The 12,418-nt window shown below is 32.6% G+C and carries 16 protein-coding genes; 13 read left to right on the top strand and 3 right to left on the bottom strand.

Features of this window, described 5'->3' with window-relative positions; all coding sequences use genetic code 11:
- Positions 1–95: 95 nt before the first annotated feature.
- Positions 96–818 carry a nucleotidyltransferase domain-containing protein gene (locus MKY26_RS20830; protein WP_341098507.1) on the top strand — a complete coding sequence of 241 codons (723 nt, stop codon included), beginning with the start codon at positions 96–98 and terminating at the stop codon, positions 816–818.
- A 227-nt stretch (positions 819–1,045) separates the two neighbouring features.
- On the opposite strand, the gene MKY26_RS20835 is transcribed toward MKY26_RS20830, so the two are convergent.
- On the bottom strand, positions 1,046–1,621 hold the full coding sequence (locus MKY26_RS20835) for a cysteine hydrolase family protein (protein WP_341098508.1): 576 nt from the start codon (positions 1,619–1,621) through the stop codon (positions 1,046–1,048).
- Between the two features lie 118 nt (positions 1,622–1,739).
- Between MKY26_RS20835 and MKY26_RS20840 the strand changes: the two genes are divergently transcribed.
- Together MKY26_RS20840 and MKY26_RS20845 are read left to right on the top strand one after the other, a co-directional pair.
- Positions 1,740–2,186 carry an Lrp/AsnC family transcriptional regulator gene (locus MKY26_RS20840; RefSeq protein WP_341098510.1) on the top strand — a complete coding sequence of 149 codons (447 nt, stop codon included), beginning with the start codon at positions 1,740–1,742 and terminating at the stop codon, positions 2,184–2,186.
- 240 nt (positions 2,187–2,426) lie between these two features.
- Positions 2,427–2,921: a cysteine hydrolase family protein gene (locus tag MKY26_RS20845; protein WP_095370615.1), complete on the top strand. Its 495-nt coding sequence runs from the start codon at positions 2,427–2,429 to the stop codon at positions 2,919–2,921.
- 366 nt (positions 2,922–3,287) lie between these two features.
- On the opposite strand, the gene MKY26_RS20850 is transcribed toward MKY26_RS20845, so the two are convergent.
- Positions 3,288–3,638, bottom strand: coding sequence for a winged helix-turn-helix transcriptional regulator (locus MKY26_RS20850; RefSeq protein WP_095370614.1), 351 nt, complete (start codon positions 3,636–3,638; stop codon positions 3,288–3,290).
- Between the two features lie 127 nt (positions 3,639–3,765).
- Between MKY26_RS20850 and MKY26_RS20855 the strand changes: the two genes are divergently transcribed.
- Both MKY26_RS20855 and MKY26_RS20860 read left to right on the top strand, forming a co-directional pair.
- Positions 3,766–4,392: a nitroreductase family protein gene (locus MKY26_RS20855; protein WP_341098512.1), complete on the top strand. Its 627-nt coding sequence runs from the start codon at positions 3,766–3,768 to the stop codon at positions 4,390–4,392.
- Positions 4,393–4,572: 180 nt separating this feature from the next.
- Positions 4,573–4,884: a hypothetical protein gene (locus MKY26_RS20860; protein WP_341098513.1), complete on the top strand. Its 312-nt coding sequence runs from the start codon at positions 4,573–4,575 to the stop codon at positions 4,882–4,884.
- Positions 4,885–5,495: 611 nt separating this feature from the next.
- Here MKY26_RS20860 and MKY26_RS20865 read toward each other — a convergent pair.
- Positions 5,496–6,077 (bottom strand): LOG family protein, encoded by a 582-nt coding sequence (locus MKY26_RS20865; RefSeq protein WP_307315137.1) that lies wholly within the window; start codon positions 6,075–6,077, stop codon positions 5,496–5,498.
- 90 nt (positions 6,078–6,167) lie between these two features.
- Here MKY26_RS20865 and MKY26_RS20870 point away from each other — a divergent pair, with 90 nt between their 5' ends.
- The 8 genes from MKY26_RS20870 to MKY26_RS20900 all read left to right on the top strand — a co-directional run bounded on the left by MKY26_RS20870 (position 6,168) and on the right by MKY26_RS20900 (position 12,135).
- Positions 6,168–6,488, top strand: a complete 321-nt coding sequence (locus MKY26_RS20870) for a MazG-like family protein (protein WP_340977806.1) — start codon at positions 6,168–6,170, stop codon at positions 6,486–6,488.
- 237 nt (positions 6,489–6,725) lie between these two features.
- Positions 6,726–7,205, top strand: a complete 480-nt coding sequence (locus MKY26_RS20875) for a GNAT family N-acetyltransferase (protein ID WP_341098514.1) — start codon at positions 6,726–6,728, stop codon at positions 7,203–7,205.
- A gap of 246 nt (positions 7,206–7,451) precedes the next feature.
- Complete coding sequence (locus MKY26_RS20880; RefSeq protein ID WP_341098515.1) at positions 7,452–8,228, top strand: class I SAM-dependent methyltransferase; 777 nt, start codon at positions 7,452–7,454, stop codon at positions 8,226–8,228.
- Between the two features lie 123 nt (positions 8,229–8,351).
- Positions 8,352–8,843 carry a DUF3291 domain-containing protein gene (locus tag MKY26_RS20885; RefSeq protein ID WP_095370607.1) on the top strand — a complete coding sequence of 164 codons (492 nt, stop codon included), beginning with the start codon at positions 8,352–8,354 and terminating at the stop codon, positions 8,841–8,843.
- Between the two features lie 334 nt (positions 8,844–9,177).
- Positions 9,178–9,489: a GNAT family N-acetyltransferase gene (locus MKY26_RS23415; protein ID WP_445293143.1), complete on the top strand. Its 312-nt coding sequence runs from the start codon at positions 9,178–9,180 to the stop codon at positions 9,487–9,489.
- Between the two features lie 419 nt (positions 9,490–9,908).
- Complete coding sequence (locus tag MKY26_RS20890; RefSeq protein ID WP_095370605.1) at positions 9,909–10,454, top strand: sigma-70 family RNA polymerase sigma factor; 546 nt, start codon at positions 9,909–9,911, stop codon at positions 10,452–10,454.
- 2 nt (positions 10,455–10,456) lie between these two features.
- Positions 10,457–10,888: a PadR family transcriptional regulator gene (locus tag MKY26_RS20895; protein ID WP_095370604.1), complete on the top strand. Its 432-nt coding sequence runs from the start codon at positions 10,457–10,459 to the stop codon at positions 10,886–10,888.
- Positions 10,885–12,135, top strand: coding sequence for an FtsW/RodA/SpoVE family cell cycle protein (locus tag MKY26_RS20900; RefSeq protein WP_341098517.1), 1,251 nt, complete (start codon positions 10,885–10,887; stop codon positions 12,133–12,135). The genes MKY26_RS20895 and MKY26_RS20900 overlap by 4 nt, the downstream gene beginning before the upstream one ends.
- The last annotated feature ends 283 nt before the right edge of the window (positions 12,136–12,418 follow it).

The following is a 12,418-nucleotide window of genomic DNA, read 5'->3' on the forward strand; positions in this document are numbered from 1 at the left end:
AAATAAAGTTGGATTAAATTTACCCTTGAAATAGGGGTTTTCTTTTTATTGACGAATTTATATTGGAAATGAAAAGATTGTTAGAGGTGAAGTGAATGAAAAGGTTTGATCCAGTTGTAGCAGCGAAACAATTTATTGATAAGCACTTTTCAAATTGCCAAGGGGCTTTATTAGCAGGAAGTGTAGTTAGGGGAGAGGCAACAGAAACTTCTGATCTTGATATTGTCATTTTTGATAAAAGACTTACTTCATCATATAGAGAGTCTATGTTTGACTTTGGATGGGCAATAGAGGTTTTTGCCCATAATTTAACTTCATACAAATACTTTATCGAAATGGACTGCAAAGCTGCAAAGCCTTCTATGTCAAGAATGATTTCTGAAGGGATTATTTTAAGAGATGAAGGAATCTTAGAATCTATAAAAAAAGAAGCGAAAGATATATTAAAGAAGGGACCTGAAATATGGTCTGAAGAAATTGTTAGTACAAAGCGATACTTTATAACTGATGCACTTGATGATTTTTTAGGAAGTAATAACCGAGCTGAAGAAATATTTATAACTAACACATTAGCTGATCTTGTTCACGAATTTGTATTAAGAACTAATCGTCAGTGGGTTGGCTCTTCGAAATGGATTATTCGTGCTTTGAATCAACATGATGAGAAATTTACCGAAGAGTTCGTAGAAGCCTTTAACGTTTTTTATAAAACAGGTGAGAAAAATAAGGTTGTTCAATTAGTAGATAAGGTTTTGGATCCGTACGGTGGGCGTTTATTTGAAGGATTTTCTCTAGGAAAAGAAAAAGATAATCCATAAAACCTTATTAAGCAATCGGGAGCAATTATGCAGCAAGAATTAGGCTCCTTCTTTATGTTAAGGGCCATATTGTTGAGGAATTAAGGACAGTAGATATCCTGATTAAAGATTATTTGTGGGAAGTTACACTTAAGCTAACGGTTGCAGTTGAAGAAGGATACCTTATTAATTAGTTTAAACAACAGCAAAAAGGGAGATTCTTTTTAAACCCCCCCATTTGTATTGAATTATTTGTTCTTCAAGATTGTGTTAGCTTCTTGTTGCAGGAAATCCTCAGTTGATATTACGTTGGCATACATACCATTAAGTGCACTGACAAACGCAAAATGAACCTGTTCAGCTGGCACGACCTTATCTTGATAGGATAATCCCCTTGTCGCACATGCATCTTCAATAAGAGTAGTTTCAAAGCCTAGCTCTACAGCACCTCTGACTGTGGCATCAATACACATATGCGTCATCATACCTACAATCACTAGCTTGGTCACTCTTTTTTCTCTTAATTTGCGCTCTAGTTCGGTTTTAAAAAAGCTGTTAGGTGCATGTTTTATGATAATACTTTCGTGTTCTAATGGTAAAACAGTTTCATTTAGTTGAACTCCCTCCGTATTTGGAAGAAAGAAGCCTAAACCTGGATTACTTGCAATATGTTGGACATGAAAAATATTATCTTTGTTATTCTGTCTAAACCATTTAAGAACTTTAGCAGCATTAGAGGCTGCTTTTACGGGGTTGCTTAATTCCATCTTTCCATTTGGAAAATAGTCATTTTGAATATCGACAATGATTAAAGCTGTGCTCATTTTTTTCACCTCATTAAAAAATTTATTATAATAAAATGATAAATAATATCTTGGTTTTTATCGATACTTTGATGAAAAACTTTTATATCAAATAATTTCACGGTGAAAGGAAGTTATTATGGAAATTGATCAAATTGATTTTCAGGTTCTACGGTTACTAACCGAAAATTCACGTATTCAATGGAAGGACTTGGGAGGACAAATTCATATGACTGGACAAGCAGTAGGGAATCGTATTAAAAAACTTGAGGAAAGTGGTGTAATTAAAGCCTACTCCCTAATAATCGATGAAATGAAACTCGGGCTTTCTTATACAGCGTTTGTCATTGTTCATATGAAAACAGCTAATCATGCTGCTTTTATTCGTTTTATTAAAGATCGAAAAGAGGTAGTTGAAGCTCACCGAGTATCTGGAGAAGGCTGTTACCATTTAAAAATAAAAGTTAAATCCCAAAATCAATTGAATCTTCTTCTTAATCAACTTCTCGATCATGGGAACTATAGTTTAAACCTATCAATACAAGAGATTAAACAACGTAATCCGTTGACTGCCATATTACAATAAACATTTGTTTCAAAGAAGTTTTGTGAAGTATTCTGCTTAAACAAAAGGGGGCTTATCTGTAATAGTTAAGTGACTAGAAGGCTCTTAATACTGTTGAACGATCTTCCATTAAAGGGCGCAATTCTTCATCAAGAGTTGTGCTTTTTCTTAATATTTCGAGAAAATTACTTAGAACAAATAAAAATTTTGTGATATCGTAAGTAGATAAATTCTAAAAGAGATATGAGGAGAATAATAATTATGGAAAATACAGCACTAATAATTATTGACTTGCAAATTGGTGTTCAGCCTAAAAATGTTCCACTTTTTAAACTAGCGAATGTATTAAATGGAGTTAATCAAAGAATTCGTTTGTTTAGAGAAATAAACAATCCTATTATTTTTGTTCAACATAATGATAGTGATTTGGTTTTTAATTCTCCAGAATGGCAATTGTTTCCGGAACTAGATGCTAAAGATACAGATATCTATATCAACAAAACACATGCAAATTCCTTTTACAAGACTGATTTGAATGAACAACTAAGAAAGTTAAATATAAATAAACTTGAAATTTGTGGGGCACAAACTGAATATTGTGTAGATACAACTATTAGAATGGCTCATGGATTAGGATATAAATTATTTATGAAAAAAGGGTTAACTACCACCCTAAACAGTGACCTTTTGGAAGCTAAAACAATCATTGAACATCATGAGAATCTCTGGAATAATAGATTTTTAACTTTTTTATAGAATAGAATTCCTCTCATCAAAAAAAGTAGTGTCGAAAACAATAAATACCATGCTCCAATGGGGATAATATTGTTTTTGAATTTTAAAATTTTTAAATAAGGATTTACTCAAAGGCACCTATTCAATAAGATTAGCTTAATTATTTTCCACAATAGGGCGCTTTAATGGAATAAGGATCACAGAAATGATCAAACTTTTTTATAAAAACAAGATTTAAACCTACTAGATAAGAATCCATTTTGATCAATCTTTTTTCAAAATGGATTCTTTTTATTTATCGTAAAATACCGGTTTGTGAGGTGCTTTTGATCAAACTTTATTTCAAAGCTACAATTATAAGTGGGAACCATTAGGTGAAATTTAGGTTTAGTTATGATCACAACAAATTTGTTGATCTTTATCTATACCTTTTATAATTGCATACTTGTTACCCCATTCACACATTGTGTTTAATACTGGTACAAATGATCTTCCTAGATCAGTTAAGCTGTATTCTACTTTTGGTGGTACTTCTTTAAATATTTCTCTTCGTACAAGTCCATCTCTTTCTAACTGTTTCAATTGATCTGTTAAGACTTTTTGTGTAATTCCAGGTATTAATTCGTAAAACTCTTTTGTCCTTACTGATTTTTGACTCAAGAAAAAGAGTATTAAACATTTCCATTTTCCACCTGCAATGTTCATAAAAATGTTGATTCCAGTATTATAGTTAACCATGTGCTTTCTCTCCTAAATAGGCACTTAAAAGTGGCTATACCACATTTTTGTGCGTTATTTTCTTATTTATTATTGCTTACTATAATTAAAGGCGCAATAAATAAATAAAAATTTCGGAGTTGATATAATGAGTGTGAAAAATATTATGGAAAAAAGACGTTCAGTTAGACATTATGATTCAAGTTATAAAATAAGTTCAGAAATTCTATCCTCACTAGTTGAAAGTGCAAGTAAGTCACCTAATGGGAATAATATTCAAGCTACTCGATACTTAATTATTGATGATCCGGACTTAAGAAATTTATTACTGCCTATAGCTTTTAATCAACAACAAGTGATAGAAGCTTCAACTTTAATTGTTATGTTGGGTGATTATCAGGCATTTGACAAAGGAAATATTATTAAGATACATGAAGAAGGCTTTAAAGCAGGTTATTTTGATGAATCGCTAAGAGATTATCTAGCGAATGCTGCAATAAAATATTATGAAAATAAATCAAAAGAAGATCTAAAGCTAGAATTAACTAGAGATGTAAGTCTTGCGTCAATGTCATTAATTTTGTTAGCAAATGAAGCTGGTTTTGGCACAATTACTATGTCAGGCTATGATTCTAAGAAATTAAAAGACATCTTAAATATTTCTGAAAGGTATTTAGATGTTATGCTTATAGCTATTGGTAAAGGTACTAAAGTCGGTCATAAGACCGTAAGACATAATGTAAATAAGGTAATGTATAGAAACAAAATAATTTAGTGTTCTTATAGTATCTGATTATGTAAAATAGGCAGACAAAGAAATATATTATTCTTATTCCGATAGGGCGCATTTCTTTAGGAAGGATTGCGCTTTCCCTCATAAGGGCCATTCTCTGGAATGGAAAATGTAACACTTCTTCAACAGTACTCGTCTGAGTATTAAAGGAGGTATGCCGTAATGAGTAATAAGATTATTCTATTCTGTTCCATAGTAGTTGCTAGTCTACTGTTTGCCTGTGGTTCAGAGAATCTGGAGAAAGACTTTAAAGCAACTTTCGTGGGAACGATTCAAGAATTTACTGGAGATAGTGCAATAATTGATGCAGCAGAAGTAGACGGAAAAACGCTTGGGCAAATAAGCATTAATCTCGCCGTAAATCCAAATGAAACGTTTCAAATAGGTGATAGGGTAAGAGTAGGGTATGACGGAATGATTATGGAATCAGCTCCAGCCCAAATAAATACCCTTACAGTAGAAAAAGTAGAATGAAATCAAAAAACAACAAAACCAGCTAATAGAAGCTGATCTTTATTCAATTATCGGGAGCGATTGTGGAGCAACACAGGTAGAAAATGATCAAATATTTTTATAAATATCAAACTTAAATCTGTGAAGAAGAATCCATTTTAATCAATTTTTTTAAAAGGATTCTTATTATTACCATAAATACAGGTTTGTCAGGTGTTTTTGATCAAACATTATTTCAAAGCAACATAAATTAATAATAAAGTTGAGATAGCCTCTATCCCTTTTCCTCCAAATGCTAACGTGTCCTAATATTTTTTTACTATAAACCCCATTTACCAGATTTTATTCTTCGGGTTATTCATCAGTGGAGTAGAAGAGGCTAAGGTCTTGCAAGGTCTTTAAACAAATTCGATGAAAGAATTTATAATGAATTATTCGATTCTTTGGATTGTTATTATAAGGATTGAGATAAACAACCATCTATTAAATTTGCGAATGACTTTTATGAGCCTCATTTGAGAAGGGCTTTTTTTACTAAAGAAGGAATACTGCGGGCTTTGTAATTACCCTTTTGGAATGCACTTTGAATAGGAAAACAGACCAAAAGCAGTGACTTGGTCTGTTTTTTATTATTAGGTTTGTTTTTCAGTAATGTAAGTTTTTACAGTTGGTGGTTCATATGAATTGAATTTATCTAGTATCCCTTTCGGTTCATTATCAACTAATGCCATATTACGGTACTTTTCGTGTAAAAACTGCTCTTCTGACATATGATTAAATAACGCGATAAGAGGGTCATAATAATGATTTATATTTAGAAGACCACATGGTTTATTATGAAGTCCTAATTGAGCCCACGTAAAAATCTCAAAGAACTCTTCTAATGTCCCTGGCCCACCAGGTAAAACGATAAATCCATCTGCTAGATCTGCCATTTTAGCTTTTCTTTCATGCATCGAATCTACGATGATTAGCTCTGACAAGTTCTTATGGGATATCTCTCTATTCTCTAGAAACCTTGGCATAACACCAATTACATATCCTCCTTCTTTTAAAACTGAATCTGCAACAGCACCCATAACACCAACACTCGCTCCACCATAAACAAGTGCAATATTTCGTTTAGCTAGTTCTTTACCAAGTTTTTTTGCACCTTCTATATAAACTCCAGATGCTCCATTACTTGATCCACAAAATACAGCTAACCTTTTCATTATATCGCCTCCTAAATAAACGCCATTAAAGATTATACAAAATTTTTGTTTTTTTGTTAAACTTAAAATATGGAATGGAGGTTAGATATAATGAATGTCACAGAATTTCAACAATGGGTAAAGGATTATTATGAAAGTAGAGGCTGGTCTGAGTTAGACATTTTTATTCGAATTGGTTTTTTAGCTGAAGAAACTGGCGAAGTTGCACGAGCGATAAGAGCTCTTGAAATAGGTAGGGATAGGCCTGATGAAGTTAAGGGCTCTTTTGAGGAAAATAAACAAGAGTTAACTGAAGAATTAGGAGATGTATTAGGTAATTTAATATTGATTGCTAACAAGTATAATATTCCCCTAGAAGAAGTGTTTCAGTCACATAAAAAAAAGCTGTCACAACGTTATTCTAATCAATAGGATAAACAACTAACGTTCACTTTTCAGAGGTAACGAAAAAATCCCATTTCCCAATTTTTATTGGAGACATAAACTACTGGTTGCAATACTTATTTAGGGGTATTGCATTTTTTTTTGTACTATCGGGGCAGTTTAGTTGGAAAAGGATTTTTTATTTTAAAGAAGAATTCAATTCATTGTGCAATTTATAGAAAATAAGGTTAATCTTAAATTTTTGAAGTGAGTGGTGAATTGCTGTTGAGTGTAAATATTAGATTAGCAAAAATAGAAGATATTACTGCAATTCAACAAATTGCTAAAAAATCTTGGGCAAAAACATATGAAAATCTCCTTCCTGTTTCTGTTCAAAAAGCGTATTTAAATGAATATTATTCAACGGAACAGCTATATCATAAATTAAAAATTACGTTTTTCTTTGTTTTAGAAACTGACAATGAGCTTGTTGGATTTGCTAATCTTTATAGAAGTGAGAGAGAGAATGATCTTTCTGCAATTTATCTTTTACCTGATTTTCAGCAAAAAGGAATGGGCAAAGCTTTATTAAAAAAAGTAATAAACCAGTTACAAGAAGGTGATGAATTAGTCGTATATGTTGAAAAAGGTAATGAGCAGGCAGAAATGTTTTATAAGAATAATGGGTTTACCTTTCTTGAAGAATTTCAAGAAACTTTTTTCAATCATATATTTAATACCGTTAAAATGTCTTTAAAAATATAAATGATAAAAATGATTGCTTTTTAGTAGTAGCTAACGGGTGCAAGAGTTAAGGATGAGGATCGCTGGAGCGTGCCTTTTTTCTTGTTTAACAAACGTGGCATGTTTGTTGTACAGTACAGATTTTTCAAAAGTAGTTTAACTATAATAAAAACTTATAGAAATAGATAAAAAATTCTAAATTTTCCTGTAATTACCGATAGTGTAGAATTAAAAATTGAGAACAGTTCAAAAAAGGGGATGCTAAGTATGGGGATTGATTTTCATAAGGATGAAAATCGTATGACTTATACGACTCGAAAAGCAGATAAGTCGTGGATGGATGCTATAAATGAGCTTGTACCAATACATCATATTTCTAATGCATTGGATATAGGGTGTGGTGGAGGAATTTATTCTAAGGCATTATCTGATATGGGCGTAAAATCTATTACTGGTGTCGACTTTTCTAATGCAATACTTGAAGGTGCTAAAGAAAACTGTAAAGATTATAGGAACATAACTTTTAAACAAGGGAATGCTTTACATACGGAATTGGAAAGTGACTGTTATGATTTTTTGCTTGAAAGAGCATTGATCCATCATATAGGCGATTTACAGAATTGTTTTGTGGAGGCATATAGATTATTACAAGATAATGGATACTTCATTATTCAAGACCGTACGCCCGAAGACTGTTTATTAAAAGGGAGTGACAGTCATATTAGAGGGTATTTCTTTGATTTATTTCCAAAGTTAATAAATAAAGAAACTAAAAGGAGATATAGTAGCCAATATGTTGAGGAAGCACTTCAGCAAGTAGGATTCAGAGAAATTCAAGAAGTTAAATTATGGGAAATTCGAAGGGTGTATGATTCCAAAGAACAATTACTTCAAGATTTAAGCAAAAGAGCAGGAAGAAGTATTCTACATGATTTAGAAGCTAGAGAATTAAAAGTATTAATTAAATATATAGATGAACTAATTTCAACTGAGCAGAACATAGTTGAAAAAGACAGATGGACGATTTGGAAAGCAGTTAAATAGGTGTATCATTTGTTATTTTGTGAACAAATACACTTAAACTACGGGGCAGGTTAGTGGAAGAAGGTATTTCTATATTTTTACTTGAATATATCTATAAAAAGACTATAAGATGGAGGGCTGTTTATGGCATTAGTATCAATCTATACTGTTGGTAGGCTAAACCATCATTATGACCACCCTACCTCTCGTGAATTTTATCAAGTTGGAAATGGAGTATATCGTCAGGCAACTAAATCAGGACTTATAGAGGCATTTTCACCTGAAGGAGTCCCTTTCCCTGAAGAAACCGTAAAGGGAAAGGGCTCTCCTATTCTTACTCTTACGGTATGGAGAAATCTTCAATCCTTATATCGCTTTACCTATTCGGGACAGCATATACAAGCATTACGGGATAGAAGCAAATGGATGGAGCAATATCCAGAGAAACACCTTTCTTATGTAGTTTGGTGGACAGAAAACTTGAAGGATGTCTCATGGGAGGAAGCATTTAAGAGATATAACTATTATATTCAGCATGGCCCAACTCCTTTTGCATTTGATTTTAAGCATGCATTTGATGAAAAAGGGGAGAGGATCATGATTAGTAACGAGGGCTCACTTAGGAGAGAATTGTGAAGTGTTCCACTTAAACAAACAGGTGCTTTAGTTTAACAAAATTAAGTCTTATGAACAATGAAGATGTTAGTTATTCAATTAAAGGGTGCGTTTATTGTGCAACGTGTCTTTTTTTAGGACTAATTATTGTAATATTAGAAGATTGGATTGAAAAGTAGATGGAAATAAGATTAGCTAAGTTAATGGAATTAGAGCAGGTGGTATTTATATTGAATGAGGCTACATTGGAATTACAACAAAAAGGGATTCATCAATGGGAATACCCTTGGGATAAGAATAAAATACAAAACCAAATAAAAAATAACTACTTAATGTATTATTAAAACATAATAAAATAATAAGAACCTTTTGTATTAATGATATAGACTATATCAATGATTTAACAGGTGATGAAGAAAGTAAATACTTATCTCAAATTGCTATTTTACCCAAATTCCAAGGAAGAAATGTTGGTTCCGCAATAACCGACTTTACTTGTTCTTTTGTAAAAGGATTAAACCAAACTCTATATTTAGATTGTTGGGCTGGTAATGAGAAGTTAAAAGAATTTTATTTGAGGAATGGATTAGAATATATAGGCGATTTTCCAGAAGAAGACTATTTCATTAGTGTTTTTAAATATAGTTGTATTTCCTCATCAAAATAGAGAAGCTACCATACGAAGTCGTAGGAGTTGGTTGGTTCTTCAAGTCTCTATTTTTAATCGCCAACATAGAATGATTCCTGTATCTACGAAACCAAATGAGAAGCATCTAAGATAGTAGTTTCTAATATAAATTCTTTCTGGTTTTCTGCAACTTCAAGTGTTATTACTTCATCTTATCCCCTTTGATCTTTCGTAATTCAATCATTTGTTTATCTCCCCTCTAATTCAAGCCACTTTCAATCACACATAACTGCTCGTGTTGCTTTGAAATGAAGTTTGATGAAAAACATCGTTAGTTCATACTCTTTAAAATTTCAATTCCAATTTAAACATAAATATTTCCTTTACTTTCCTTTAAATTTTTCCAAACCAAAATGATACTTGCTTCGTCTAAAATGGGTGATAGGGGTGAAGCTTAGATGGCTGATGAAAAAATAGCAATAAATGTTGATGACATAGAAAATACTGAACAAATTATCGGCCAATTAATGGATAACTACAGCGATGATGTACTGCATCTTGTTTTTTCATATGTGAAGAATCGAACGACAGCTGAGGATTTAACGCAAGAGATATTTATTAAGTGCTATGAAAAACTAGGTCAGTTTAATCATAAGTCATCAATAAAAACGTGGCTATATCGAATTGCCATTAATCATTGTAAGGATTACTTGCGTAGTTGGCATTATCGCAAAATAAAATTTAGCGATAAAATTTGGGACCATATCCCATCCAAGTCAAAACATGTGGAAGAGGAAATAATCTCAAAAAATGTAGCTGATAGTTTAACAAGTGCTGTTATGGATTTACCAGTAAAATACAGGGAAGTTGCCTTTTTACATTACTACGAGGAGCTTTCTCTAGCAAATATCAGCAAGATTACGGGTGTAAATAGTAATACATTAAAAACTAGATTAAAGCATGCCAGAGAATTATTAAAGAACAAGATGAAAAAGGAGGTTTAATTATGCGCGATCCATTCTATAACTTAAAGAATTCTATAAAAAAAGATTTTGCAGGTCTTTCTTTTTCCGAAGAGAGAAAAAATGCGGTGAAAGAAACAATCCGTAGGAAACAATCTCACCTTGAACTTCATTATTGGAAAGTAGAAACCCTAAAAAATATATTAGAGTCACTGCAAGATGGAGCAAAGCATGGGTACGATATTTCCACCCAACTATTTCGTAAAAATGAGCTTAGCTTCAAAAGCAATGAAGGTCAGCTTTATATCCTTTTACATCTACTTGAAAATAAGAAAATCATTACTTCAAAATGGATTGAAGACAGGAAATACTATTCCCTAACTACGAAAGGGAAAAAATATGTAGCTGGCTGGGAGCATAGAGGTTCTAAACAATGCGCATCACTGAACTATTTAATTGAGGAGGCTTCTTTATGAGTTCTTCCAAATTTGAGGAATATTTAAGTAAAGTCATCTCTCAAGTGAAATCCAAGGAAGCTCACAGTATGATCAAAAAGGAGCTTAGTGATCATATGGAAGAGCTAAGCCAATCCTTTCAAGAGAGAGGAGTATCTATAAAGGATGCGGATAAAAAGGCAATGCAGGAAATGGGAGATCCCTCTACCGTTGGTAAAAACATGAATCATCTTCATAAACCGAGAATGGATTGGCTCCTTATTGTTTTATTTGTCATTCTTGCAGGGGTTAGTTTTCTTCCACTGATTGGTGGTTTTTCAGAACCAAGCATTTCTTTAATGAAAAAACAAGTAGTCTGGCTCGTCCTTGCTATTCTTGCTCTCATAGGATTTCTATTCTTTGATTATAGGAAACTGAAAAAATTGTGGATGTATTTTTATGGAGGTGGCTTAATCCTGTTTTTCACAACTTTTTTAGTTGGCATTGAGCTTAACGGAGCAAAAAGATGGATTTCTTTCGGGGGTATGACGATTGATGGTCCAGCTATGTCCTTATTTTTATTTTTCTTAGCGTGGGCCGGCATTTTTGCCAAAATCAATGAGTTTAAGGGTTGGAAAAAACAAGGAATGCTATTATTCCTATTTTGGACTCCAGTCCTTCTCTACATCATGGTCCCACAATTTATGTATAGTATAATATACTTTTTTTGCGTATTAGCGATGTATGTTTTTTCTTATGTTCATAAACAATTTGCCATTAAAGTAGCCGTGGGTAATTTGCTTATAGGTATCATTTTCATTAGTACAATGATCCTTTATTTCCCTAATAGCTTTCTCTCTGATACACTCATACCACTGAAAGATATCCTTTCAGAGGCTGGTTGGTTCGGCAAGGGACTTTACAATGATCTAAAGCTCGCTGAAGCACATACAGATTTGGTATTTCCATTTCTCGTCTATTCTCTAGGCTGGGCGTTCGGAATGCTCCTATGTCTACTTCTCTTTGTATTTATTTTGCGGATTTCATTAAATGCTTTTAAGACAAAGGATGTATTCGGCAGATTATTAGTAATCGGTGGGGCTGCATTATTTATTATTCCCGCTTGTTGGAACATTCTAATGGGTCTTGGAATCGTCCCAATCATGGTAGTTCCCTTGCCGTTTATTAGTTATGGAGGAAGCATGTTGCTAGTTTACTCTGCACTACTAGGCCTTATTCTGAACGTTTATCGAAGAAAAGATATTGTCGAACCTACAATAGTAAATTAATTTAGTGTATAACCTTTACCAAATACTTTATTAAAACACATATTGAAATCGAAAGCCTGTATCTTAGATTAAAATAACCTTTGATACAGGTTGATTTCTATTTCGCGGTTAGGTATAAAGTTTGATCAAGAAATATCTCGAAAACCACATTTTGCGTTAACTTAAAAAGCCTATTTTGAAATAAAGATTGATCAAAATGGGCTTTTTCTTTGTGGTTGATGGACCTTGTCACTCATATTCATCAAACTAAAATAAGCTAAAAGCTAAGTAGAGATACCATCTC

Origin of the sequence: Cytobacillus sp. FSL R7-0680, assembly GCF_038009245.1 — a bacterium.
GTDB lineage: Bacteria > Bacillota > Bacilli > Bacillales > Cytobacillaceae > Cytobacillus > Cytobacillus kochii.